Origin of the sequence: Aestuariivirga sp. (genome assembly GCF_047602625.1) — a bacterium.
In the GTDB taxonomy this organism is placed as follows: domain Bacteria; phylum Pseudomonadota; class Alphaproteobacteria; order Rhizobiales; family Aestuariivirgaceae; genus Aestuariivirga.
On the sequence record NZ_JASGGV010000002.1, the window covers coordinates 200507 to 225138 of the forward strand.

Annotated in this window: 21 protein-coding genes and 1 pseudogene; 7 read left to right on the forward strand and 15 right to left on the reverse strand. The window is 62.6% G+C overall.

Annotated elements, in window-relative coordinates; genetic code table 11:
* The first annotated feature begins 39 nt into the window (after positions 1-39).
* On the forward strand, positions 40-2391 hold the full coding sequence (locus QM694_RS05625) for a UvrD-helicase domain-containing protein (protein WP_415005970.1): 2352 nt from the start codon (positions 40-42) through the stop codon (positions 2389-2391).
* A gap of 2 nt (positions 2392-2393) precedes the next feature.
* Here QM694_RS05625 and QM694_RS05630 read toward each other — a convergent pair whose 3' ends face one another.
* Positions 2394-3782, reverse strand: a complete 1389-nt coding sequence (locus tag QM694_RS05630) for an MDR family MFS transporter (RefSeq protein ID WP_415005971.1) — start codon at positions 3780-3782, stop codon at positions 2394-2396.
* A gap of 82 nt (positions 3783-3864) precedes the next feature.
* Here QM694_RS05630 and QM694_RS05635 point away from each other — a divergent pair, with 82 nt between their 5' ends.
* The 3 genes from QM694_RS05635 to QM694_RS05645 are packed head-to-tail and all read left to right on the forward strand — an operon-like array spanning position 3865 to position 7288.
* On the forward strand, positions 3865-4485 hold the full coding sequence (locus tag QM694_RS05635) for a GNAT family N-acetyltransferase (RefSeq protein WP_415005972.1): 621 nt from the start codon (positions 3865-3867) through the stop codon (positions 4483-4485).
* 47 nt (positions 4486-4532) lie between these two features.
* Complete coding sequence (locus tag QM694_RS05640; protein ID WP_415005973.1) at positions 4533-6404, forward strand: ABC transporter ATP-binding protein; 1872 nt, start codon at positions 4533-4535, stop codon at positions 6402-6404.
* Complete coding sequence (locus tag QM694_RS05645) at positions 6401-7288, forward strand: 50S ribosomal protein L11 methyltransferase (protein WP_415005974.1); 888 nt, start codon at positions 6401-6403, stop codon at positions 7286-7288. Before QM694_RS05640 ends, QM694_RS05645 begins: the two co-directional genes overlap by 4 nt.
* Before the next feature lie 628 nt (positions 7289-7916).
* On the opposite strand, the gene QM694_RS05650 is transcribed toward QM694_RS05645, so the two are convergent.
* Positions 7917-8111, reverse strand: a complete 195-nt coding sequence (locus QM694_RS05650; protein ID WP_415005975.1) for a DUF1127 domain-containing protein — start codon at positions 8109-8111, stop codon at positions 7917-7919.
* Between the two features lie 217 nt (positions 8112-8328).
* Between QM694_RS05650 and QM694_RS05655 the strand changes: the two genes are divergently transcribed.
* Positions 8329-8535, forward strand: a complete 207-nt coding sequence (locus tag QM694_RS05655; RefSeq protein ID WP_415005976.1) for a hypothetical protein — start codon at positions 8329-8331, stop codon at positions 8533-8535.
* On the opposite strand, the gene QM694_RS05660 is transcribed toward QM694_RS05655, so the two are convergent.
* Entirely contained in the window at positions 8532-8741 is a 210-nt protein-coding gene (locus QM694_RS05660; protein WP_415005977.1) for a cold-shock protein, read from the reverse strand. The two genes, QM694_RS05655 and QM694_RS05660, sit on opposite strands and share 4 nt — an antisense overlap.
* A 378-nt stretch (positions 8742-9119) precedes the next feature.
* Here QM694_RS05660 and QM694_RS05665 point away from each other — a divergent pair, with 378 nt between their 5' ends.
* Positions 9120-9461 carry a hypothetical protein gene (locus QM694_RS05665; RefSeq protein ID WP_415005978.1) on the forward strand — a complete coding sequence of 114 codons (342 nt, stop codon included), beginning with the start codon at positions 9120-9122 and terminating at the stop codon, positions 9459-9461.
* A gap of 76 nt (positions 9462-9537) precedes the next feature.
* Here QM694_RS05665 and QM694_RS05670 read toward each other — a convergent pair whose 3' ends face one another.
* Entirely contained in the window at positions 9538-10104 is a 567-nt protein-coding gene (locus QM694_RS05670; protein ID WP_415005979.1) for a fasciclin domain-containing protein, read from the reverse strand.
* A gap of 240 nt (positions 10105-10344) precedes the next feature.
* The gene (locus QM694_RS05675) at positions 10345-10836 is read right to left on the reverse strand and encodes a hypothetical protein (RefSeq protein WP_415005980.1); all 492 of its coding nucleotides are present in this window, start codon (positions 10834-10836) and stop codon (positions 10345-10347) included.
* 119 nt (positions 10837-10955) lie between these two features.
* Between QM694_RS05675 and QM694_RS05680 the strand changes: the two genes are divergently transcribed.
* A complete protein-coding gene (locus tag QM694_RS05680) occupies positions 10956-12746 on the forward strand; it encodes an aminopeptidase P family protein (RefSeq protein WP_415005981.1) in 1791 nt (596 codons plus the stop codon).
* 1 nt (position 12747) lies between these two features.
* Here QM694_RS05680 and QM694_RS05685 read toward each other — a convergent pair.
* The 10 genes and pseudogenes from QM694_RS05685 to QM694_RS05730 form a co-directional block, all read right to left on the reverse strand.
* Positions 12748-13798 (reverse strand): annotated as a pseudogene (locus tag QM694_RS05685) (linear amide C-N hydrolase).
* 59 nt (positions 13799-13857) lie between these two features.
* Entirely contained in the window at positions 13858-14160 is a 303-nt protein-coding gene (locus QM694_RS05690; RefSeq protein WP_415005982.1) for an AzlD family protein, read from the reverse strand.
* The gene (locus QM694_RS05695) at positions 14157-14840 is read right to left on the reverse strand and encodes an AzlC family ABC transporter permease (RefSeq protein ID WP_415005983.1); all 684 of its coding nucleotides are present in this window, start codon (positions 14838-14840) and stop codon (positions 14157-14159) included. The genes QM694_RS05690 and QM694_RS05695 overlap by 4 nt, the downstream gene beginning before the upstream one ends.
* Positions 14837-16921, reverse strand: coding sequence for an NAD-dependent DNA ligase LigA (gene ligA, locus QM694_RS05700; protein WP_415005984.1), 2085 nt, complete (start codon positions 16919-16921; stop codon positions 14837-14839). The genes QM694_RS05695 and ligA overlap by 4 nt, the downstream gene beginning before the upstream one ends.
* A 2-nt stretch (positions 16922-16923) precedes the next feature.
* Positions 16924-18594 carry a DNA repair protein RecN gene (gene recN, locus QM694_RS05705; RefSeq protein WP_415005985.1) on the reverse strand — a complete coding sequence of 557 codons (1671 nt, stop codon included), beginning with the start codon at positions 18592-18594 and terminating at the stop codon, positions 16924-16926.
* A gap of 77 nt (positions 18595-18671) precedes the next feature.
* Positions 18672-19583 carry an outer membrane protein assembly factor BamD gene (locus QM694_RS05710; RefSeq protein WP_415005986.1) on the reverse strand — a complete coding sequence of 304 codons (912 nt, stop codon included), beginning with the start codon at positions 19581-19583 and terminating at the stop codon, positions 18672-18674.
* A 162-nt stretch (positions 19584-19745) separates the two neighbouring features.
* On the reverse strand, positions 19746-21296 hold the full coding sequence (ftsZ, locus tag QM694_RS05715) for a cell division protein FtsZ (RefSeq protein ID WP_415005987.1): 1551 nt from the start codon (positions 21294-21296) through the stop codon (positions 19746-19748).
* A 208-nt stretch (positions 21297-21504) separates the two neighbouring features.
* A complete protein-coding gene (ftsA, locus tag QM694_RS05720) occupies positions 21505-22830 on the reverse strand; it encodes a cell division protein FtsA (RefSeq protein WP_415005988.1) in 1326 nt (441 codons plus the stop codon).
* Positions 22831-22856: 26 nt separating this feature from the next.
* Positions 22857-23693, reverse strand: coding sequence for a cell division protein FtsQ/DivIB (locus tag QM694_RS05725; protein WP_415005989.1), 837 nt, complete (start codon positions 23691-23693; stop codon positions 22857-22859).
* Positions 23690-24631, reverse strand: coding sequence for a D-alanine--D-alanine ligase (locus tag QM694_RS05730; RefSeq protein WP_415005990.1), 942 nt, complete (start codon positions 24629-24631; stop codon positions 23690-23692). Before QM694_RS05730 ends, QM694_RS05725 begins: the two co-directional genes overlap by 4 nt.
* Position 24632: the final 1 nt, after the last annotated feature.

Below are 24632 nucleotides of genomic sequence, written 5' to 3' on the forward strand. Positions count from 1 at the left end.
CGCAGCGCCTATATAGAGGCTTCGAGGATTCGGAGCCCCATGGCCATCAAGCCTATCGATATTGGTGATTTCGGCGATGACGATGATGTGCCGGCGGCAAGGCCGGGCAGCTTGTCCGCGCGCGCCATGGCGGGGGGCGAACCGCCCTATCTCAAAGGCCTGAACCCCGAACAGCGCGCTGCCGTTGAAACGACGGATGGCCCCCTGCTCGTGCTGGCAGGTGCGGGCACTGGCAAGACGCGCGTACTCACCACGCGGCTCGCCCACATCCTCGCCACCGGCCGCGCTTGGCCGGGGCAGATGCTGGCCGTCACCTTCACCAACAAGGCCGCGCGCGAGATGAAGGACAGGATCGGCGCGCTGGTCGGCGGCGTTGTCGAAGGCATGACATGGCTCGGCACCTTCCACGCCATCGGCGTCAAGATCCTCCGCGCCCACGCCGAACTGGCCGGATTGAAATCCGGCTTTTCCATCCTCGACACGGACGACCAGATCCGCCTGCTCAAGCAGCTTCTGGAATCTCACGACATTGATGAGAAACGCTGGCCCGCCCGGCAACTGGCCGGACTGATCGACGGCTGGAAGAACCGCGGCCTTACGCCGGAAAAAGTCCCTGCGGGAGAGGCGGGCAGTTTCGCCAATGGGCTGGGCGGCAAGCTCTATGCCGAATATCAGCAACGCCTCAAGGTGGTGAATGCCGCCGATTTCGGTGACCTGCTGCTGGAGGTGCTGCGCATCTTCCAGGAGCATCCGGACGTCCTGAAGGAGTATCAGCGCCGCTTCAAATACATGCTGGTGGACGAGTATCAGGACACCAACGTGGCGCAATATCTCTGGCTCAGGCTGCTCGCCCAGGGCCACAGGAACATCTGCTGCGTGGGCGATGATGACCAGTCGATCTACGGCTGGCGCGGCGCCGAGGTGGACAATATTCTCCGCTTCGAGAAGGATTTCCCCGGCGCGAAAGTGATCCGGCTGGAAAGCAACTACCGCTCGACGCCGGATATTCTCGGCGCCGCATCGGGCCTGATCGCAAAAAACGAAAGCCGCCTTGGCAAGACGCTGCGCACCACGCGCGAGGAAACCGAGCCTGTTACCGTGCGCTCGCACTGGGATGGCGATGAGGAAGCCCGCGCCATTGGCGATGACATTGAAAACCTGCACCGCAAGAAGGAACGGCTGAACGATATTGCCATCCTCGTCCGCGCGTCTTTCCAGATGCGCGCCTTTGAAGACCGTTTCATCACGCTGGGCGTGCCCTATCGCGTGGTGGGCGGCCCGCGCTTCTATGAGCGCGCCGAAATCCGTGACGCGCTTGCCTATCTGAAAGTGACGGCGCAGCCCGACAATGATCTGGCCTTCGAGCGCATCATCAACACGCCCAAGCGCGGCATCGGCGATACGTCGGTGAAGCGCATGCACGCCGTGGCGCGCAAGGAAGGCGTGTCCCTCTATCGCGCCGCCGAAACGCTGAGCCTAACCGACGAACTGCCAGCCAAGACACGCACCGCGCTCCGCAACCTGATGGACAGTTTTGCCCGCTGGCGCAAACAGATCGATGGCCTTCCGCACACCGAACTTGCCGAAATCATTCTGGATGAGTCGGGTTACACATCGATGTGGCAGAACGACAAGAGCCCCGAGGCGCAGGGGCGCCTCGACAACCTCAAGGAACTCGTGCGCTCCATGGGTGAATTCGAGAACATGACGGGCTTCCTTGAGCACATTGCGCTTGTCATGGACGTGGAGCAGCAGCCCGACGATGACAAGGTGAACATCATGACGCTGCACTCCGCCAAGGGGCTGGAGTTCGGCACGGTGTTCCTGCCCGGCTGGGAGGAAGGCCTGTTTCCCCATCAGCGATCGCTCGACGAGAAGGGCCGCGCCGGGTTGGAAGAAGAACGCCGTCTCGCCTATGTCGGCATCACAAGAGCCAAGCGCCGCGCCACTATTTCATTCGCCCAGAACCGCCGCGTCCATAATCTCTGGCAATCCGCCCTGCCCTCGCGCTTCATCGATGAATTGCCGGAAGCCCACGTCGAGGTAGCGCCCTTGGCCAACAGCTATGGCGGCCACGGGCTGGGCGGTTTTGGCAGCGGCAGCCGCTTTGAGAATGTAAAGCCCTTCACCAATACCTACGCGACGCCCGGCTGGCAGCGCGCGCAGGAGCGCTGGGCCAGTGGCGGCGCTACACGTTCAACGCCCCGGCTGATCGAAGGCGAGCTGACGGCGCGCGAAACCGAAGGCGGCGATTTCTCAACTGGCGAGCGCGTCTTCCACCAGAAATTCGGCTACGGCAAAATCACCGCTGTGGAAGGCAACAAGCTGACCATCGATTTCGAAAAGGCCGGTGAAAAACGCGTACTGGACAGCTTCGTGGAACGGAGTTGAGCTCAAGCCGTTCGCCCCGAGACCGCCGAACCGGCGGCGGGTGTAAGCCGCCAGTATTGCAGGATCGACAGCAGACCCACCGCCCCGACGGCGAAAAAGGCGATGGCGAAATCATTGGCGGTGATGGATGTATCGCCGCGCACCCGCTGGGTGGTTTCAAGCACGAATGCCGCCACTGCAACGCCGATGGACAGCGAGAGCTGCTGAGCGACGGTGTAAAAACTCGTGGCTTTGCTCATATCCGCGGGATCGACCTCGGAATAGGACATTGCGTTCAACGCCGTGAACTGCAGCGACCGCAGGAAACCGCCGAACAGCAGCAGCGCCAGAAACAGCGCATAGGGCGTTTGCGCCGTGACAAGCCCGTTCATGCCCAAAACCACGCTGCTCAGTGCCCCGTTGATGATCAGCAGGTTACGGAACCCGAAGCGCCGGATGAGCTTTGCCGCGCCGAGTTTCATGGTTATGGCGCCCAAAGCCGTGACGCAGGTGAGAAGGCCGGATTCGAAAGGTGTCAGGCCGAAGCCTAGCTGCAGCATCAGCGGCAGCAGGAACGGCGTGGCCCCGACGCCGATGCGGAACAGCGAACCGCCCAGAACCCCGGCGCGGAAGGTCTCATAGCGCAAGAGTTTGAGATCGAGGATCGGGGCCTTCGCGGTGCGGGCGTAAAGATAATAGGCCGCCAGCAAGGCCATGCCGATCAGCAGCAGAAGCCCCGGCAGGTAGGCAGGCCCAAAATTGCGCCCCACCAGCGTGACGCCAAACACGAACAGAGAGAGCCCAGTGCCGGAGAGCAGAAATCCTAGCCAGTCGAGCGGCGGCACGGTTTCCACCTCCTGTTCCGGCATGAAGCGCGTGGCAAGCGTGAGCGCGATGATGCAGAACGGCACGTTCATCCAAAATATCCACCGCCAGTGGAAATAGGTGGTGATGAAGCCGCCAATTGGTGGCCCCACCAAGGGGCCCACAAGCGCGGGGATTGTCAGCCATGCCAGCGCATCAACAAGTTCGGCCTTGGGCACGGTGCGCAGGAGGATGATGCGCCCCACCGGCACCATCATGGCGCCGCCCACGCCTTGCACGAAGCGCGCGGCAACGAGGCCCATAAGAGAATCCGTGAAACCGCAGGCCACCGAGCCGACGGTGAACACCAGAATCGCAGCCCGGAACACGTTGCGCGCGCCGAAGCGGTCGGCGCACCACCCGCTCACCGGAATGAAGATCGTGAGGCTCAGCAGATAGGTGGTGAAGGCCAGCTTGAGGATGATCGGATCGGTGCCAAGATCCGCCGCCATGGCCGGAAGAGAGGTTGCGATCACCGTCGAATCCATGTTCTCCATGAACAGCGCGGATGCGATGATGAGCGGGATCAGGCGGGCGGGACGCGGCATGGCGGGTCAGATAGCACAGCCATTCTGGACCGATCATGCTAATCCGTCAGCCCACGTCCGAAGGCCAAGCGGGGAAGAACTGATGACCAGTCTACACAATGCCGCAATCCGCGATGGCCGCCCGGAAGACGCCATGATGCTGGCGGGCTTCGCCATCGCGGCGGGGCATGGGCTGATGGAGATATTCTACGGCGGCCTCATCCCCGGCAAGACAACGCAGGAAATCGTGGCGGAACGGCGCGTTTTGCGGCGTGGCGCTTTCGCCGAATACAGGCGCTGGCGCGTGCTGGAAGATGGCGATGGGCGGGCACTCGGCGGGCTGAATGTCCTTCCGCATGACGTCTTTGATGCGTCACCCCCTGACGAACTCCTGACGGCTGATCGGCTCAACTCCGTCGCGTCCTTGTCGGCGCTTGAAGCCAGCGCCAAGGGCACCTTTTATCTGAACATGATCGCCGTCGTTCCCGAAATGCGCGGCAAGGGCGCGGGGGCACTGCTGATTGCCGAAGCCGAGCGTCTGGCGCGGGCAGCGGGGTTTGACGTCCTGACGCTCAGCACCTTCGAGGCCGATCAAAGCCTCATCCGGTTCTACCGGCGCAACGGGTTTGAGATCATCGGCACCGCCGCCATCGCGCCTCATCCGCTGCTGGACTATGGCGGCAACTGGGCATTGCTCGCCAAGACGTTATCTCCCGCCGTCTAGGAAACGCCCGCAAACACGCCTATATGGCGCGTCGAGGAGACCGTTTGGTGTTTGACAGCCTGTTCCGCTGGTTCGAGACGCGGGTGGAGAGTTTTCCGCCGGAAGCGCCCGAACAGCCCCCTGCCCGTTTCATTCCTTTCGTGTGGCACTACACGAAGCCTTTCGGCTGGCTGCTGGCGCTCTCCATCGCCTTTTCGACGGCGATTGCCTTCATCGAGGTCTATCTCTTCGCCTTTCTGGGCCATCTCGTTGACCTGCTCTCGAAGGCCGACCGCGCCACCTTCTGGCAGCAGAATGGCGCATGGCTGGCCTTCATGGGCGCCGTTGTGCTGGTGATCCTGCCGGGCCTTGCCTTCCTGTCGGAAACCATTTCGCATCAGGGCATGCGCGGCAGCTACGCCATGCGCATCCGCTGGGTGGCGCACCGCTATGTGCTGCGCCAGAGCATGGATTTCTTCCAGAATGACTTTGCCGGCCGCGTCGCCACCAAGGTGATGCAGACGGCCCTTGGCGTGCGCGACGCCATGATGAAGTTCACCGAAGTGGTCGTCTATGTCTGCGTCTATTTCGTGGGCGCGCTGGTGCTGGTGGCGTCGAGCGACCTGTGGCTGGCCGCGCCGCTGCTGATCTGGCTGGTGGGCTATGCCTTTGCCTGCTGGTATTTCGTGCCGCGCATGGGCAAGCTCTCGGAGGCGCAGGCCGACATGCGCTCGCTGGTAACCGGCCGCATCGTCGACAGCTACACCAACATCCCGACCGTCAAGCTTTTCGCCCACGCAGACCGCGAGGACCGATACGCGCGCGAAGGTATGGGCTGGATGCTCGACAGCGTGAATGCCTCGATGCGCATGTCGACGCTGATGACCTCGACGCTGCAATTCCTCAGCGGCGCGCTGATCTTCATGATGGCGGGGCTGTCGATCTGGCTCTGGTATGTGGGGGCGGTGACGACCGGCGCCATCGCCTTCTCGATCGGCCTCACGCTGCGCCTCAAGGCCATGTCGCAATGGATCATCTGGGAAGTGGCGGGCATGTTCGAGGATATCGGCACCATCAAGGATGGCCTTGCGACGATTGCGCGCGACCGCACCATTCAGGATGCGCCGGAGGCCAAGCCGCTGGTGGTTTCAAATGGCCGGATCGATTTCGACAATGTGCGCTTCAACTATGGCAAGCCGCTCTCGGCGGGCCGTAATGTCGTGGATGGCCTGACGCTGTCCATCGCATCCGGCGAAAAGGTGGGTCTCGTCGGGCGCTCCGGCGCCGGCAAGAGCACGCTGGCCAACCTGTTGTTGCGCTTCTACGATCTCGAACAGGGCAGGATCCTGATCGACGGGCAGGATATCTCGAAGGTCACGCAGGATTCGCTCCGCGCCGCCATTGGCGTCGTCACGCAGGATACCTCGCTGCTGCACCGCTCGGTGATCGACAACATCCGCTATGGCCGCCCGGAAGCCGGAATGGCCGAGGTGGAGGCGGCGGCGCGCAAGGCCCATGCCGATGAGTTCATCGCCACCTTGAGCGATCCGCAGGGGCGGAAGGGCTATGAGGCGCATGTGGGCGAGCGCGGCGTGAAGCTGTCGGGCGGCCAGCGGCAACGCATCGCCATCGCCCGCGTGTTGCTAAAGAACGCACCGGTCCTCGTGCTCGACGAGGCGACCAGCGCCCTTGATTCCGAGGTGGAAGCGGCGATTCAGGAGAACCTCTACGCGCTGATGGAGGGCAAGACGGTGATCGCCGTGGCGCACCGTCTCTCCACCATCGCGGCCATGGACCGCCTCGTCATCATGGACCAGGGCCGCATCGTGGAGGAAGGCTCGCACCGCGATCTGCTGCGGAAAGGCGGGCTTTATGCGAGCCTCTGGCAGCGGCAATCCGGCGGCTTCCTGGCGGCGGAAACCATGGACGCGGCGGAGTGAGTGCTGCGCGTTTCACGCTTGCCGTTCCGGGGCTTACGCTTGATGCGGCGCAGGAGTTGGCCGACCGGATCGACGCCGACCCGCGCCTCGACGCCATGGCGGTCACCATCAATGAAACGGATGAGGCGGCCTCGCTCTGGGAAACCGTGGCCTATTTCGCTCAGGAATCCGAGGCTGAATCGGCGCGCGCTCTTCTGGAGCGGCCAGAGGCCCTGATCTCACCCCTGCCCGATACCGACTGGGTGAAGCAGTCTCTCGAAGGCCTTGCCCCCGTGGCGGCGGGGCGCTTCTACCTGCACGGCGCGCATGACCGCCACCGCCGCCGGGCGGGCGGCATTTCGCTGGAGATCGACGCCGGAACGGCCTTCGGCACCGGCCACCACGGCACCACCGAGGGCTGCCTGCTGGCCCTTGATTCAATTGCCAAACGCGCAAAACCCCGGCGCATTCTCGATCTCGGCTGCGGCACCGGCGTCCTCGCCATCGCGGCGGCGAAGGCGTGTGGCACCGCGGCCCTCGCCACCGACATCGACCCCGAAGCGGTGCGGGTGAGCCTGCTCAATGCCCGCCTGAATGGCGTGAAGCCGATGATCCGGGGCGTGACGGCGGCGGGCCTCGAGGATCCGCGCATCAGTGCCGCCGCGCCGTTCGACCTGATCTTCGCCAACATCCTGGCCCGCCCGCTGGTGAGCCTGGCCAGCGGCCTGAGCCGCATCCTGATGCCCGGCGGCGCGCTGATCCTCTCCGGCCTGACGCTGGACCAGACGCGCTGGATCCTCGCCACCTACCGCAACCGGGGACTGGTTCCGGCCGCCCGCATCACCCGCGGCAACTGGGCCGCATTGGTGCTGACCAAGCCGCGCCCAGGTCAAAAATCGCGCTGAAAACCACCCGGAATTTTTCGCCGATGATGTTTCATGTGAAACATTTCCTAGGTCTGAAAACACAAGGTTTTTGATGCATTTTGGCGTGAAAACGCGTGGCGCGGGGTGGTTTTTACGTAGGTGTAAGGTGCGTTTAAGTTGCCAAATTGACGCCACCCAAATTGACTCTGTCAATTTCTTAACTCGTCCTCTCCTGCGAAGCGGGAGAGGAAGGGACCCGTCGCGGAGCGATGGGGAGGTGAGGGTCTTTCACACGGCAACGAAGGGCCCTCATCTCCCCGCTGCTCCGCAGCGGGTCCCTTCTTCCCCCGCTTCGCAGGGGAAGACGGCGAAGCGGCTCTCCCTCCTCCCGTCACTCTGGCGCACGCCAAAATCCCGCTTCAACCGCCAGCAAGCGGGACCCTGATTGTCATCACCTGTCACACCGGCGAAAGCCGGTGCCCAGTTTTGGCAAACGACGTGCGGGTTGAAAGTCTGGGTTCCGGCGTGCGCCGGAATGACAGGCAACAAAGACCCGCAAACAAAAAGCGCCCGGGAGGGAGGAAACTCTCCCGGGCGCTTGGCGGCGGGGGCGACTGGCCCACGCCGGAAAGGGCCTGAAACGTCAGGCCCCGTTTTTCAGTTGGGCTTATTCGCCCCAGACCATGCGGCTGATCTCGGAACGCTTCAGGCCGATGTCGGCCAGCATGCGGTCGTCGAGCTGGGCGAGCTGGTGCTCGGCGCGGCTGCGGGCGATGTAGTTGCGCAGGCGGTCAACGAGGCCCGAGCCGGTGCGGACGCCGCTGTTGTGGACGGCTTCGCGGCCATAGGTGATCGTGGTCATTTTCATACTCCAATTCATGTTTCGTCTCGAACTCAGGCAATGCTGCCCCCTGGCCCGAGGTGATGTTTCTTTGTGCATCGCACAATTTGCAGGGTGGATATAATTGAACCTATTTCCGGAAACCACCCCTGCGAGAGGCACGACGATATGCGATGTATGCATATCTCGTTCATCTCTTGTTAATCACCTCGTTCGCTGTTGCGGGAGGCGTATAGAATTGAAATATGACAATTTCTTGCGCGAAAGTGATTATTTTGAAGCCCGAAGGAATACGCCCTATTGGCGCAAAGCCACGGATTTACGCGGAAAGGGGAAATATGAATGCATTTCTTGCATGAAGCAGAGCATGCCTGATTTTGCAGCGCAAAAAGAAAATGCCCGGTCAAAGACCGGGCATTTCCGTGAGAAATGGTTGGACGCTTAGGCGGCCTGGAGGTTGCCCGCCGAGCTCTTGCCGGTGCGCTTGTCGGTGACGATCTCGAAGGAGATCTTCTGGCCTTCCTTCAGCGTGCGCATTCCGGCGCGCTCGACAGCGGAAATGTGGACGAACACGTCCTTGTTTCCGTTATCCGGCTGAATGAAGCCATAGCCCTTCTGCTCGTTAAACCACTTCACTGTACCCGTATTCATGGGATGCCCTTCAATTAGGTTTGCAATAAGCCCTGATGGTGTTTCGGCAACAGCAGGACCCGGTCTCGATAATTGGAGGAGTCTTGCGTGCGCACCCTTGAAGGAGAGCGAAGCGGCCAATCGTCCGGCCCAAGTGTCGATGGCAAACTATATGGATCAGCTTCGCTTCGGATGCAAGCCAATTCATTTCCCAAACGTCATCGCCGCGTCACACAAGAGGCGTGCGCGCGGTTTTCGCTGGAAATCGTGACGAGCAATCACAGTATGCTGGCACGGCTTAAAGAAATCTCAAAGCGCGGCAATGTCGCAGACGCGCGGTTATGCGCAGATAAAAGTTGTATAAAGCCATCATCCGGAATGGAAAGAATGAGAGGCCTCATGCAGGTGAGGGTTTATCGGGAAGGCACGCTGATCGGCACGGCCAATCTTGAACACCTCGATCCACCCATGGGCGTGGCCTTCGGCCCCTTTGACGCATCAGATCACTATGAGCGCGGGCGCGATGCCAATGTCATCGATGGCCAATATGCAGGCGACAATGGGCGGCAATTACTGGTTTATGCCGATGAGAATACGCCTCTCAAGACGGCTTCAAACCTGATCGAGGATGACAGCGATCCGCGCATAGGCAAGCAGCTCAGTCTCATGTTCGAGAATAGTGACGACTTTGACGCGCTTTTCTCCAGCCATGATGACTATAAGGCCTATTACGAGCGTTAGGCTCCGCTTCAAAAACTGAAAGCCCGGCGCGCCGTGAGAGAGGGAGCTGGGGGCGCGCCGGGTGTTCCGCCGGCCCTTACTTGGGCAGCAGAACGGTGTCGATCACATGGATGACGCCATTGGACTGCTTCACATCGGCGATGGTGACGGTGGCCATCTGGCCGTTCTCGTCGGTGATCATCAGCTTGCCGTCCTTGGAGGTGAGGGTGAGCGTTCCGCCCTCGACGGTCTTGACGGTGTGCTTGCCGCCATCATCCATCACCATCTTCATGGCATCCGCCGCCATGATGTTTCCGGCGATGACGTGATAGGTGAGCACCTTGACGAGCTTGTCCTTGTTCTCGGGCTTGAGCAGCATCTCGACCGTGCCGGCGGGCAGCTTGGCGAAGGCATCATTGACGGGCGCGAAGACGGTGAACGGCCCCGGCCCCGACAGCGTATCGACAAGGCCCGCCGCCTTCACGGCGGCGACCAGCGTGGTGTGATCCTTGGAATTCACCGCGTTCTCGATGATGTTCTTTGACGGATACATGGCAGCGCCGCCCACCATCACCGTGTCTTCGGCGAAGGAGGGAAGCGTGAAGGTGGTGAGCGAAAGTGCCAAAGCGGCGGAAGCGGTGAGGAATGTCCGGCGAAGTGTCATCTGCGTCTCCTGCTGTTTTGAAGTCCCCTGATCGGGATATGAGGAGTACGGCGGCGCGTCCGGGCCGGTTGCGTTTTGAGGGCAAACCGGCGATGAAGACTTTGTGATCATTCCCCTTGCAACTCTTTGCCACGGCGCTGCGTAGCGCCGTCTTCAATGGCTTCCATTCGCCAGTTGAAATGTCAGATTTGCCTGCGGGCGGCGCTTGACCCGCGAAAACCGGTCTTCAAAATTTCAATGCTATTCATTGAGTTCACAAACGTGCCAGCCCGGTTCACTCAGTTCCTCGCACTTTTTTTCGTTGTAATATACTGTGAAATCGTCGGTCTTCACCTCCCTGATAATGATGATGGGAGACCGTTCGGAAAACTCACCAAATCGCCCGCTAAATATATAGTCCTCGACATATGGAAAGTCCGGCCCCTTGGGTTTCGCAAAGTCTTTGAATGTGCGCACTCTCTCAAGCGAGAGATCGCCCATGATCTTCACAAGGCGGTCATAATTTTTCTCTTCTTGAGAAATGCCGTTTGATTTCCGGTCGATATATATGGAGATGTTCGAGTCGGGTGGATACGTCCCCAGAATACGGGACATCTCAAGGAATTCCGCCTTGTGATCATCGAAGAATTTCCTCTGCGACTCCATTGTATAAAGCGGCGAGCAGGAAGCGCAGAGGACCAGCACAACCGCGCCTAAAGCTTTTCGCATCGTTCCACCTTTTGCAATTGCCAAGCATCTTCCGGCAGGTTGCCTTTTTGCCGGCAAACCGGCAATGAAGAACTCATATTCATCCCCGCGCGCCTCGCCTCCCCCGGTGCTGCGCCGCGCGGGTTTTTCCGGAGTTTTTTGTCATGCCGTCTTCCCCCTCCTCCGCCCGCGTTGCGGCGCTTCGCGCTGAACTGAAAAAGCGCAAGCTCACCGGCCTCATCATTCCCCGGCAGGATGAGTTTCAGGGCGAATATGTCGCCGCTTACGCCGAGCGGCTGCGCTGGCTGACGGGCTTTGCCGGATCATGGGGCACGGCGATCCTGACGCTCACCAAAGGCGCGATTTTCGTCGATGGCCGCTACACCATCCAAGTGCGCCAGCAGGTGGACGACAAGACTTTCGTGCCAAATCACCTCGCCGAGGAACCGCCCGCGCAATGGATCGCCAAAACTCTCAAGAAGGGCGATGTGCTGGGCGTCGACCCGTGGCTGCTCACCGCCGCCGATGCCGACCGTTACGCCGCAGCCTGCGCCGGCGTTGGCGCAAAGCTCGTGAGCGTGACGCACAACCCCATCGATGCGATCTGGAAAGACCAGCCGGCGCGGCCGATGGCGGAGATCGCCGCCCAGCCCACGCAATTCGCAGGCCGCTCGGCCAAGGAGAAGCTGGAAGACGTCTCCGCCGACCTCACCAAATTGAAAGCCGACGCGGTGGTGCTGGCGCTGCCGGATTCGGTGGCCTGGGTGTTCAACCTCAGGGGCTTCGACGTGCCCTATACGCCGGTCGTGCTGGCCTATGCCATCCTGCACCGGAAAAGAAAGGCGGAACTCTTCATCAATTCCGCAAAGCTGCCTGAAGACGTGACGGCGCAGCTGAAGGCGCTGGTCACCATCCGCAAGCCGTCCGACATCGAAGCTTCGCTGAAGAAGCTTGGCACTGCGAAAAAGACGGTGGCGATTGACGTGAACACCGCCCCCTCCCGCGTGCGCGACGTTCTGAAGAAGGCGGGCGCGAAGATCGTCAATGCAACCGATCCCTGCATCATGCCCAAGGCGCGCAAGAACCGCACCGAGCAGCAGGGCGCGCGCGCCGCACAGCTTCGCGATGGCGCGGCCATGGCGCGCTTCCTGCGCTGGATCGAGGAGACGGCGCCCCAAGGCGGCGTGACCGAAATGTCGGCGGCGGAGAGGCTCGCCGAATTCCGCAAAGAGACCGGCGTGCTGATGGATCTCTCCTTCAGCTCCATCGCGGGTGCGGGCCCCAATGCGGCGATCCCCCATTACCATGTGACGGAGGAGTCGAGCCGCCCGCTGGAAAGAAATCAGATCTTCCTGATCGATTCCGGCGGACAGTATCAGGACGGCACCACCGACATCACCCGCACGACGATCATTGGTCAGCCCACGGATGACATGAAGGACCGCTTCACCCGCGTGCTGAAGGGCATGATCGATCTGTCGCGCATCCGCTTTCCCAAGGGCACCTGCGGCTCGCAGCTTGACGTGCTGGCGCGCGGGGCCTTGTGGACGGCGGGGCTCGATTTCGACCATGGCACGGGCCATGGCGTCGGCTCCTATCTCTCCGTGCATGAAGGTCCGGCGCGCATCAACAAGTCAGACCGGACACCGCTCGAGCCCGGCATGATCCTCTCCAACGAGCCGGGCTTCTACCGGCAGGGCGAATATGGCATCCGCATCGAGAACCTGCTGCTGGTGACGGAGCCGGAAGAGATCGAAGGCGGCGAACGCAGGATGATGGGCTTCGAGACGTTGACGCTGTGCCCCATCGAGCGGCGATTGATCGAGGTGTCCCTGCTCGCGCCGGAAGAACTGGTGTGGCTCAACGCCTATCACGCCCGCGTGCTGAAGGAGGTTGGCGCGTTGCTCGACAGCGATGATCTCCTCTGGCTCGAGAAGATGTGCGCGCCGCTCTAACTCAATCCACCGGCTCGAACGCAAAGGGCTGCGCCGGCTTGAACTGCGCCGAGACTTCACCGGACTGGATCACCGACATATCCATGCCGAGATCGAGCTTGCGCACATGCGAGGCGGGCGAGAAGTCGAGCTTCGCCAGATCGACCCAGAAGGTGTTGGGCGAGACGGCGGATTCCACGTAATAGACGCGCGCCTTCTGGTCGGCGACGACGCGCCAGCGCGTGGTGGAAAGATTGGGCGCGTCCGGCACGCTGACTCCCAGTGGCACCGAGACATTCCTGATGACGCTGAACACCGCCGCCACAGCCGTGCGCGCATCGGCGGTCTGGGTGACCATGTCGATGAATGTGCCCGCCCTCACGAAGCGGTCGGAGGGGCGGGTGGTGCCGGGCAAAGCCTCCCGCGCATTGACGCCTTTCCAGTAGGCGGCGATGGCGAGCTGCTGGCCATAGACCGGATCATTGGTCATCACGCGGTATTCGCGGCCGTGATGAATTTCCAGCTTGCCGTTGATCCATTCGAGAATGGCGCTGTCGCCGGTGGGATCGGACAGCGAAAGATGCACGGTGGTGAGGCGGCCCGGCTGTATAGGCACGTCCTTGGTGGCGGTGTCGAAGGGGTGCTCGTGCATATAGGCCACGGCTTCGTCGACGGTGGCGAAATTGTCGAGGAAGAACTGCGCCCAGATGGCGAGCGACATGCGCGGCGTCTTGCCGTCGTCCTTGGGATATTGCGAAATCCGCGAGCCAAAGGAGGTTTGCAACGAGGCCTTTCTCGTTCATGCCGTCGGTGGTGGCGATGTCATAGCCCGAGACGGCGACACTGCCGTATTTCGATGTCCACTTGAGAGATTGCGGCCCCGCAGCGCCATCACGCGCCATGCCGCGCGGGAAAACCCAGAGATTGCTGATCATCGGCAGGCTCCAGTCCATGGACCGGCCGGTGAGAATGCGGCCCTCTGGACCGAGATAGACGACGCGCGAGCACGCTTCCGCCACGGGCGCGGCGAGAAGAGAAGTCAGCGCCAGGACGGACAAAAATTTGCGGACCATTTTTAATCTCCAGCTCCTGGAAAGGGATACTGAAGAATTGGCGACCAGTTCGTCATAGTCTAGGGCACGAGATGCCGCAGCGCCACCACGCTCGCCACGCCGATGACGATGGTGAGCGCCAGCGGCAGGCGGAAGAAGGCGGCCACAGCCGTGATCGCCGCCGCCAGCGTTTCCGCCTTGCCGGTGGTGAGAACGGTGGGCGCGATGACCGCCATCAGGATGGCGGGCGGCAGCGCATCAAGCGCCACCTTGAGCCTGCCCCTGATGGTGATGCCGGAGAGCAGATAGAAGCCGGACAGCCGCGTGGCGTAAGTGGCGAGCGCCATGCCGATGATGGCGAGCAGCGTGGCGGTGTGGATCATCGCTCCTCCTCCGCCAGCAGCGCCGCGCAAAGTGCGCCTGCAATGCCACCCGCCACGATGAAAGCCGCACCGCCCAGCCACAGCTTGGTGAGTGCTGCCACCACGCCGCTGACCGCCAGCACCGCCGCCGTGCGCGGGCCTTTCCAGAAGCCCATCAGGATGGCGATGAACAAGGCCGAGAAGGCGAAATCAATTCCATAGATGGCGGGATCACCGATGGAGCGGCCCACCACCGAGCCCACAAGCGTTGACAGGCACCAGGCCGCGAACATCGGCAAGGAGAGACCGAGATAGTAAGCAAGGGTGATCGGCTGCTTGAGGACGCGCCTCTCGCTGAGCGCCCAGCTTTCATCGACGAGCAGGAAGGCCATCAGCGGATAGAACCGCTGCGGGATGGTTTTTAGATGCCGCGCCAGCGAGGCGCTCATCAGCACATGGCGCACATTGACGATCAGCGCCGTGAAGGTGAGAAGCAGGATGGGCGCGGGGTCTTTCCACAGTTCCAGCGCCACGAATTGCGCCGCCCCCGCGAAGACCAGCGCACTGGTGAGCAGCGCCTCAGCGGGCGACAGCCCCTTCCCCGCCGCCAGCGTGCCCCACAAAAGGCCGATGGGAATGGCCGCCACCAGCACCGGCGCGATGACACCTACGCCGGAGAGGAATTCGCGGGATTTTGTCACCCCTCGCCCACGCGGGTGAACCAGGCGTTTTCGTCGATCACTTCGACGCCGTATTTTTCCGCGTCCTTGAGCTTTGAGCCCGCACCGGGGCCGGCCACGAGAAGATCGGTCTTCTTCGACACCGAGCCCGCCACCTTGGCGCCGAGGCGCTCGGCCATGGCTTTCGCTTCCTCGCGCGTCATGCGCTCCAGCGCGCCGGTGAAGACGACCGTCTTGCCCGCCACGGGTGACGTGGTGCTGCGCGCCTCAAGCTCCGTGACGGTGACGTGCTTGAGGAGATCATCGACCACCTTCAGGTTATGCTCTTCGCCGAAGAATTGCACGATGGCTTCCGCCACCACGCCGCCGATGCCGTCATGGGCGGTCAACTCATTCCACGCATCGCTGCCTTCAACGCCCGCGGCGATCATCTGTTCACGGACGTTTTCGATTGTGCCATAGGCCCGCGCCAAAACGCGCGCCGTGGTTTCGCCGGTATGACGGATGCCCAGCGCATAGATGAAACGGTCGAGTGCGATGGTGCGGCGCGCGTCGATGGCGTCGAACAGTTTCCTGACGGAGGCCTGGCCCCAGCCGTCGCGGTCTTTCAGCTTTTTCAGCGCCCGGCCATCGCGGGTTTCCAGCGTGAAGATGTCGTCGGGCGAGGCGATCAGCCCGTCGGCATAGAATTCGGCGATGATCTTGTCGCCAAGGCCCTCGATGTCGAAGGCATTGCGCGAGCAGAAATGCTTGAGCCGCTCGACGCGCTGCGCCGGGCAGATGAGGCCGCCGGTGCAGCGGCGCACCGCGTCGGTCTTGCCCGTCTCGCGCGCCTCGCGCTCGGCATGGCTGCCGCAGGCGGGGCACACATGCGGAAAATGATAGGGCTTCGCGGACGAAGGCCGCTGCTCCGCCACGAAGCTAAGAATTTGCGGGATCACGTCACCCGCCCGCTGCACGATCACCGTGTCGCCGATGCGGATGTCTTTCCGCGCAATCTCATCCTCATTGTGGAGGGTGGCATTCGACACCACGACGCCGCCGACCGTGACGGGCTTGAGCCGCGCCACCGGCGTGAGCGCGCCCGTGCGGCCCACCTGAATGTCGATCCCTTCCAGAACCGTCATGGCCTTTTCGGCGGAGAATTTATGGGCAAGACCCCAGCGCGGGCTGCGCGACACGAAGCCCAGCCGCTCCTGCCAGTCCAGCCGGTTCACCTTGTAGACGACGCCATCAATGTCATAGCCCAAGCTGGCGCGCTGCGCCTCGATGGCATGGTAGTGCGCCAGCAACTCTTCGGCGCTGTGGCATAGCTTCATCAGCGGATTGGTGGGCAGGCCCCAGGATTTGAAGGCCTTGACTACGTCCCATTGCGTCTTGCCCGGAAGCTGCGGCGCCTCGCCCCAGGCATAGGCGAAAAACTGCAGGGGCCGCGCAGCCGTGATGGCGGAATCAAGCTGGCGGAGCGAGCCTGCGGCGGCATTGCGCGGGTTGGCAAAGACCTTGTCGCCGGCTTGATTCTGTTTCTCATTCAATGCCGCGAAGTCCTTGTGCGACATATAGATTTCGCCCCGGACTTCAATCAGTTCAGGCGCGTCCGCAGGAAGCCTGCGGGGGATTGAAGCAATGGTCAGCACATTGGCGGTGACATTCTCGCCCTCGAAACCATCGCCGCGCGTGGCGGCCTCCGCCAGCCTGTGGTTTTCATAGCGGATCGAAATAGAGAGCCCGTCGATCTTGGGTTCCGCCGTGACGGCCAGTTCTTCCTCGGGCTTGAGGTTGAGAAAGCGGCGGATGCGGCCCAGAAACTCCGCCACCTCTTCATCGCTGAACGCGTTGGAGAGCGACAGCATGGGCACCGCATGGCGGATTTTGCCGAACTTCTCGGCGGGTTTCGAGCCAACACGGCGTGACGGCAAATCCTCACGGACAAGATCGGGAAACTCCGCCTCGATCTCGAGATTGCGGCGCACCAGCGCGTCATAATCGGCATCGGAAATGCTGGGCGCGTCTTCCTGGTGATAGCGCCGGTCATGGCCTGCGATCTCAGCCGCAAGCCGCTCCAGCTCGCGGGCCGCTTCGGCGCGCGTGAGCTTGGCCATGCCTAGCCCCGGCTCCGCAGCAATTCATCTGCCTGGGCGCGCGCCGCATCGGTGACTTGAGCGCCCGAGAGCATGCGCGCCACCTCCTCGCGGCGGCTTTGCGCCGAGAGCGGCTGCACGCGTGTGACCATGCGTTTCGAGCCCACCTCCTCCATCTTGGAGATCAGCATGTGCTGGCTGGCCCGCGCCGCCACCTGCGGGCTGTGGGTGACGGCCAGCACCTGAAGCCCGGAGGCGAGGCGCGACAATCTTCCGCCGATCGCATCGGCCACCGCACCGCCCACGCCCGTGTCGATTTCATCGAAGATCAGCGTGGGGGCTGAGCCTTTGGCGGCGAGGATGACCTTGAGCGCCAGCATGAAGCGCGCCAGCTCACCGCCCGAAGCGACCTTCATCAAAGGCGCCAGCGGCGTGCCGGGATTGGCGGCCACCATGAATTCAATGCGGTCAATGCCGGTGGGGCCGGGTTTTCCGGCGTCGGTGTCGATCCGGGTTTCAAAGCGCGCCCGCTCAAGCTTGAGCGGCGGAAGCTCGGCCATCACGGCCTTGTCGAGCGCCTTCGCCGCCTTGCGCCGTTTGTCGCTGAGCTTTTCGGCGGCGGAATCGAATTGCGCCCGCGTGTCCTTTGCTTTTGCCTCAAGCTGCCTGAGTTTCGCGCCGCCATCGGTGAGCGCCGTCAACTCCTGCTCGAAGCGCTGGCGCACATCGGCGAGCGTATCGACGGTGCATTTGAACTTCCGCGCCGCGGCGCGGAGCGCAAAGAGGCGCTCCTCGGATTTTTCAAGTTCCTGAGGATCAAACACGAAGCTGCGCCGCGCTTCGGCAATGGCGTGATCGGCCTCGCCTACTTCGGCCAGCACACGGTCAAGCGCCGCGCAGACCTGATCGAGACGCCCGCCCGCCCCTTCCTTGCGGCGCTCCAGCTTGCGCAGCGCCGCATTGAGGCGGGCAATCGCCGTGCCGTCGCCGCCCAGCGCGTCCTCGGCTTCCGACAAAGCATCGGCATATTGTTCCGACGACATCATCAACTGCCGCGCCTCGGCGAGCTTCGCCTCCTCGCCGGGTTCGGGATCAAGGGCGCGCAATTCCTCCGCCGCATGTTCGAGATAATCGCGTTCCGCTTCGGCGCGCGCCATGAGTTCGCGGTGGGATGACAATTCTTCGGCGGCGGTGCTTGCCGCGTCCCAGAGCCGCGCGACGTCATCCGCCTGCCCCTCGAGCCCCGCAAAGGCATCAAGCAGGCTGCGGTGGGCCGCGACATCAACCAAAGCCCGGTCCGCATGCTGGCCATGGATTTCGGCCAGCGCCACGGCGATCTGGCGCAGGAGATTGAGGCTGACGGGCTGGTCATTGATGCTGGCGCGGCTGGGGCCATCGGCGTTCTGAATGCGGCGGATGACGAGGTCGCCATCGCAATCGATGCCCTGCTCCTTCAGGATGGCGAAGGCTTCATGGCTGGGCGGCAAGGCAAAGCTGGCGGTGACGACGCCCCGTTGGGCCCCCGCCCGCACCAGGCCGGAGTCGCCCCGTGCCCCCAGCGCCAGCCCCAGCGAATCAAGCAAAATGGATTTGCCCGCCCCGGTCTCGCCCGTGAGCACGGTGAGGCCCGTTTCGAGTGCAATATCGAGCTTCTCGATGAGGACGATGTCACGGATCGAAAGGGCTGTGAGCATGGCACATTATAACCAATGCAGCCTGTTCCTGACCAGAACATAATGAGCACATACGGCGCGGCCAGGCGCCAGGCACATTAAAGCGGATTGAGGCTGTGGAACGCCTTGCTGATCCAGCTTTCCTGATTTTCCTGCGGGGCCTGCCCGTCGGATGAGACGAGCTGATAGGCGCTCTTGTACCATTCGGAATTGGGATAGTTGTGGCCGAGCACGGCCGCCGCCGTCTGCGCTTCCGACACCACGCCCAAAGCCATGTAGCCTTCCGAGAGGCGGTAGAGCGCTTCCGGCACCTGCGTTGTGTTCTGGTATTCGATGACCACGCGCTTGAAGCGGTTGATGCCGGCCAGATAGGAGCCGTGATTGTAGTAGTAGCGGCCGATTTCCATTTCCTGACCGGCCAGATGGTCCTTCGCCATCAGCGCCTTGCGGCCCGCATCCTCGGCGTAAGCCGTGCCGGGATAGCGCCGCTGCACCTCCTCGAGCGCGGTGAGCGCATCCTTGGTGGCCGACTGGTCGCGCTTCGTGTCGTTGATCTGGTTATAGTTGGAGAGCGCGATCAGGTAATAGGCGTAGGGCGCATCCTTGTGGCCGGGATGCAGCGTGATGAAGCGGTTGGCATCGTTCTTGGTGTCGTCGAACTTGCCGGTCTGATAATGCGCGTAGGCCTCGAGCAGGATCGCCTTGGTGGCGGCAGCGGAATAGGGATATTGCCGCTCGACTTCGGCAAACTTTTTCAGCGCGCTGCTGAATTCGCCCTTTTGCAGGCTGGCCAACCCGTCGTTGTAAAGTTTGGCGACGGCATCGCCCTCGCCCGCCATGCCGAGATCGGGAGAGACGGCACCTCCCAATCCGCTTGGCGATGAGGCGGCGGAAGTCGAGGTTGTGCTGTCGCCCAGCAACCCGTCCATCAGGCCGGATGCACAGCCTGACAGCGGAAGCGCCAGAGCCATCAGCGCGGCGGTGCGCCACGCCCGTCCACGTCCCGTCATTGCTGTCCGATCAGCCACAGTCTTCCGAATCCCCCGGAGCCATCTGGTCCCGCTCTAATCGTGGCGGCGCAGCCGCCGCCAGACCCGGGAATGAGCCTCTATAGATGCACGAAACCCGGCAGAAGTGTGACCGCCGGGTTCCGAAATCTTTTTATCCGTCAATCAGTTGGCTTGGCGGCGCAGGAAGGCTGGAATTTCCAGCTGGTCATCGTCAAGGCCCGGATCGATATGCGAATGAACGGGTGCCGGCGGCGGCGCCTGACGGGGCGCAGGCGCGGGCGCCGTCATCTGCGGGCGCTGCTGCGGGGCCGACATCACCGGTTCGCGGTGCTGCGGCACGGGATCGTCCTTGCGGCCAAGGCCGACATTGGCGAGGCGTCCGAAGAAGCCCGTCGCCTTCTTGCGCTCGGCATGCTCGGCAATGCTGGCAATGCGGTTCTGCTGGGCGGCGATCTGCTTCTGCGCGTGGGGCGGGAATTCCTCAACCGCAGGCATCCGCGGGCGCTGCGGCTGCTGCTGGCGCACCGGCTCGGGCTGCGCCTCTTCGACATAGTCAGGCTCGGCCTGCATGACCGGCTGCACGACAGGCTGGATCACCGGCTGCTGGATGGCGGCGGGACGTGCCACCATGGGTGCGGGCTGAACGACCGGCTTCTTGGGCGGCAGCGAATTCTTGCCGGTGAAACCGAAAACCGGGCCAGCGGGAGCCTGCTCGGCGGCTGCTTCACCATCGGCCTTCACCGCGCCTTCAATGGCAAGGCCGGTGGCGACCACCGACACGCGCATGGTGCCTTCGAGCAATTCATCGAAGGTGGCGCCGAGGATGATGTTGGCTTCCGGATCCACTTCCTCGCGGATGCGGGTGGCGGCTTCGTCCACTTCATAGAGTGTCAGATCGGGACCGCCGGTGATCGAGATCAGCAGGCCGCGCGCGCCGCGCATCGACACGTCGTCGAGCAGCGGATTGGAAATCGCGGCTTCGGCGGCTTCGATGGCGCGCTTTTCGCCGGTGGCTTCGCCGGTGCCCATCATCGCCTTGCCCATCTCGCTCATGATGGCGCGGACGTCGGCGAAGTCGAGATTGATGAGGCCTTCCTTGGTCATCAGTTCGGTGATCGAGGCGACGCCCGAATAGAGGACCTGGTCGGCCATCGCGAAGGCGGCGGCGAAGGTGGTCTTCTCGTTCGCCACGCGGAACAGGTTCTGGTTGGGAATGACGATCAGCGTATCGACATGCTTGGCGAGAAGCTCGATGCCCTTTTCCGCCGTCTGCTGGCGGCGTGCACCTTCAAAATGAAACGGCTTGGTGACCACGCCGACGGTGAGGATGCCCTGCTCTTTGGCGGCCCGCGCAATGACCGGAGCCGCACCCGTGCCGGTGCCGCCGCCCATGCCGGCGGTGATGAAGCACATATGCGCTCCCGCCAGATGGTCGAGAATTTCCGGCAGCGCCTCTTCAGCGGCGGCGGCGCCGATCTGCGGCTGGGAGCCCGCGCCCAGGCCTTGCGTGAGGGCCGTTCCCATCTGCACGCGGCGCTGCGCAGCGCTTTGCATGAGGGCCTGTGCGTCGGTATTTGCCACAACAAATTCAACGCCTTCGAGGCGGCTTTCAATCATGTTGTTGACAGCATTGCCGCCCGCCCCGCCGACGCCAAACACCGTGATACGGGGTTTGAGATCCTGCAGGTTCGGAACGGTAAGATTGATTGTCATTTTTTGGCGCCCGGTGAATGATTTGCCCGAATCCATGTTTCTTACCCAAACCATAACAAATGGTTAACAAGCGCTAACCAACCCCCTCGGAAGAGACTCAAAATTGAATCGAATTGATCCGTTCTGGAAAGGTTCGGTTCACTTTGAAGGACGCGCACCGGCAGGCCGGAAAACCAGCCCGCCGGATGACGCTGCGTGATGCGAAATCTCAGAAGCTGTCGGCGATCCAGCGGCCCATCTTGCGCATGTAGCCGTGCTGGGCATCCGACAATTGCCGCGCCTTGTGCTGGGGCAATGCGTAATGGACGTCCGGCTTGAGCGCGTGGTTCAGGAGACCCGCCGCCACCGCGAAGCCCGGCGTGTGGGCGCTCTCGGGCATGCCCTGGAGATGGGCGGGAAGCCCCATGCGGACCTGCCGGCCCAGAAGGTGCATCGCCACCTCGCGCATGCCGGTGAGAAGGCTTGCGCCGCCCGTCAGCACCACGCGATGACCGGCCAGATGGGCTGCGGGTGCCGCGTCGATGCGGCTCCGCACATGCTCGAAGATTTCCTCAAGCCTGGGCCGGATGATGTTGGTGAGCATCGACTTCGGCACTTTCTGCACCGTATCGACGCCACGCTCACCCAGCAGCGGCACGGCAATCATCTCGCGCTCATCGGCCTGGAGCGCCTGTGCCGAGCCCCACATGGTCTTCATGCGCTCGGCATGGGCAATGGTGGTGGAGAGGCCGCGCGCAATGTCGTTGGTGATGTGCTGGCCACCCAGCGGCACGACATCGGAAAAAGCCAGCGCACCATCGTGGAAGATGGCGAAGCTGGTCGTCGCCCCGCCCATGTCGATGACAATGGTGCCGAGCGTCATTTCATCGTCGGCCAAAACCGCTTTTGCCGCGGCATAGGGCGAGACGACGAAGCCCGCCGTGCCGAGATGGGCGCGCTCGATGGCGAGCGACAGGTTTTGTAGATGCGCGGGCTCGACGGTAACGACGCCAAGCTCCAGCCCCAGCGTGGTGCCAAACATGCCGAGCGGCGCGTGAACGCCCTTGGCGTCATCGAGGTGATACTGGATGGGCGAGAGATGCAGGATGGTGCGGCGGCCGGGATCGACATCAGCCAGAACCGTGTCGAGAACGGCGCGCATGTCGTTGGGGCCGACCTGCCCCGTCACCGTCTGGATGGCGGCGGCATGGATGCGCGACAGCGGGCGGCCACCCGAGACACTGACCAGAACTTCGGAAATCGTGTGATCGGCCATGCGTTCGGCCTGGTCCACCGTCATGCGGATGGCGCGCTCGGCCTCGTCTACATTGACGACAGCGCCACAGCGCACGCCGCGCGACGCCTGATGCCCGACGCCCAGCACGCGCAGCACATTGCGCTCCTCAGCGTCGCCGGTGCGGTGCTTGGGCGGATTGACCTCGGCGATCAGGCAACTGATCTTGGTGGAGCCGATATCAAGGGCCGCCACCACCGTGCCTTTCGCAGGAGCATTATTCTTGGCTCCCGTCTTCGTGTGCAACTGCACCACCGTCATGTCCCCAGTCCCCTAACGCGAACACACTATTTTTTCTTCTTCACCGCCGGATCGTCGGCGGGAATTTCCGCCACCGCCACCGTTACCCGATCGGCGATGCGGAAATCGACGGAGCGGATGCCTTTCGAGAGAATCTGCTGCGTCTCATCCATGGTCTTGAGCTGCGCCAGCGCATCCTTCATGCCGTTTTCCGGCAGAAGCACGGTCACGCCGCTGTCGAGATAAAGCGTCCAGCGCCGGTTCCCCACGCGCGCCGCCGCCTTCACCTGCAATGATAAATCCGGATTGGCTGAAAGTTGGTTAATCAATTCCGCCGCCGCCGTATTGGCGCCAGCCCCGGTGACGAGCGGCAGCGTGACCACCTGCGCGGCGGTGAAGCCGCTCATCGGCGTTCCTTCCTTGTCGATCACCGAATAGGTATCGTCGTGCTGCCAGATGGCGACCGGCACGCGCTCAACCAGCGAAATCTCAAGCTGGTTGGGAAACAGGCGCTGCACCTTGGCCTGCTGCACCCAGTCGAGACCCTCCAGCGTGCGCCTCGCCTGCGCGGCGTCAAATCCCAGAAGCGAGCCGCCCGGCGACACGCCGATGGCGCCCAGCACCGTCTCGGCATCCTGATGCACGAGGCCCTTGATGGTGATGTCTTCCGCCGCCATGCCGACGACGCCCGCCATCTTGCCCGGCAGCTTCAGCCACGGGCTGCCGTCATAGTTGAGATAATCGCCGATCACGATGGCATGGACGATGGTGATGCCGAGAAACAGGACGGCACTGCTGCGCGCCGCGAAGCGCACCCGCCCCTGCTCACCCCATTGGAGGAATCCGGCAATGTTCAGGCGCGGCTTGCGGTGATTTTTTTTCATCGATCCACACTCGCGTCATTGACCATCCAGGTGACGAGTTCGGGATAGGAGTGGCCGGCGTGTTTCGCGAGCTCCGGCACTAGCGAGGTGCCCGTCATGCCGGGCTGGGTGTTCACTTCGAGAAGGATCAGCTCGCCCTCGCCGCCCGCCTGATCGTTGTAGCGGAAATCGGAGCGGCTGATGCCCCGGCAGCCCAACGCGGCATGCGCCATCAGCGAATATTGCTGGCACTTGCGATAGATTTCCACGGGGATATCCGCCGGGAGAATATGCTGCGAACCGCCCGGCGCATATTTCGACACGTAATCGTAGAAGGTGCCTTTCGATACGATGTCGATGACGCCCAGCGCCACGTCACCCATCACCGCGCAGGTGAGTTCGCGGCCGGGCACGAAACGCTCGACCATCGCGTGGCTGCCGAAAATCTCGCGCTGCTCAAGCACGATGGAAGGCGGCCCGTTCGAGGATTGCGTGACGATGTGAACGCCGACGCTCGAGCCTTCGGCGATGGGCTTCACCACATAGGGCACCGGCATCGCATGCTGGGCGGCGACGGTTTCGAGATCGACGATCTTGCTCTCCGCCACCGGAATATTGGCGGCGCGGAAAATGATCTTGGATTTTTCCTTGTGCATCGCCAGCGACGAGGCGAGCACGCCCGAATGCGTATAGGGGATTTGCAGCGTCTCGAGGATCGCCGCGGCGCAGCCATCCTCGCCCCATTTGCCGTGCAGCGCATTGAAGGCCACATCGGGCTGCAGGTCCTGCAGGATCGGCACAATGCGCTCGCGCTTGACGTCGATCGGAACGACATTGAAGCCCGCTTCGCGGAGCGCGTCGGAACAGGCTTCGCCGGAGGACAGGCTCACCTGCCGTTCGGCCGACCAGCCGCCCATCAGCACCGCAACCGTTGTGTCTCTCGGAATGCGCTTTGCCATC

What these genes read in the sequence shown, in the direction of transcription:
- ftsZ (WP_415005987.1), bottom strand. Translation starts at nt 21,296, where the DNA reads ATGACAATCAATCTTACCGTTCCGAACCTGCAGGATCTCAAACCCCGT.
- ligA (WP_415005984.1), bottom strand. Translation starts at nt 16,921, where the DNA reads ATGGCCAAGCTCACGCGCGCCGAAGCGGCCCGCGAGCTGGAGCGGCTT.
- QM694_RS05665 (WP_415005978.1), top strand. Translation starts at nt 9,120, where the DNA reads ATGCAGGTGAGGGTTTATCGGGAAGGCACGCTGATCGGCACGGCCAAT.
- QM694_RS05630 (WP_415005971.1), bottom strand. Translation starts at nt 3,782, where the DNA reads ATGCCGCGTCCCGCCCGCCTGATCCCGCTCATCATCGCATCCGCGCTG.
- recN (WP_415005985.1), bottom strand. Translation starts at nt 18,594, where the DNA reads ATGCTCACAGCCCTTTCGATCCGTGACATCGTCCTCATCGAGAAGCTC.
- QM694_RS05725 (WP_415005989.1), bottom strand. Translation starts at nt 23,693, where the DNA reads ATGAAAAAAAATCACCGCAAGCCGCGCCTGAACATTGCCGGATTCCTC.
- QM694_RS05625 (WP_415005970.1), top strand. Translation starts at nt 40, where the DNA reads ATGGCCATCAAGCCTATCGATATTGGTGATTTCGGCGATGACGATGAT.
- ftsA (WP_415005988.1), bottom strand. Translation starts at nt 22,830, where the DNA reads ATGACGGTGGTGCAGTTGCACACGAAGACGGGAGCCAAGAATAATGCT.
- QM694_RS05660 (WP_415005977.1), bottom strand. Translation starts at nt 8,741, where the DNA reads ATGAATACGGGTACAGTGAAGTGGTTTAACGAGCAGAAGGGCTATGGC.
- QM694_RS05730 (WP_415005990.1), bottom strand. Translation starts at nt 24,631, where the DNA reads ATGGCAAAGCGCATTCCGAGAGACACAACGGTTGCGGTGCTGATGGGC.
- QM694_RS05690 (WP_415005982.1), bottom strand. Translation starts at nt 14,160, where the DNA reads ATGATCCACACCGCCACGCTGCTCGCCATCATCGGCATGGCGCTCGCC.
- QM694_RS05680 (WP_415005981.1), top strand. Translation starts at nt 10,956, where the DNA reads ATGCCGTCTTCCCCCTCCTCCGCCCGCGTTGCGGCGCTTCGCGCTGAA.
- QM694_RS05670 (WP_415005979.1), bottom strand. Translation starts at nt 10,104, where the DNA reads ATGACACTTCGCCGGACATTCCTCACCGCTTCCGCCGCTTTGGCACTT.
- QM694_RS05635 (WP_415005972.1), top strand. Translation starts at nt 3,865, where the DNA reads ATGACCAGTCTACACAATGCCGCAATCCGCGATGGCCGCCCGGAAGAC.
- QM694_RS05650 (WP_415005975.1), bottom strand. Translation starts at nt 8,111, where the DNA reads ATGACCACGATCACCTATGGCCGCGAAGCCGTCCACAACAGCGGCGTC.
- QM694_RS05710 (WP_415005986.1), bottom strand. Translation starts at nt 19,583, where the DNA reads ATGACGGGACGTGGACGGGCGTGGCGCACCGCCGCGCTGATGGCTCTG.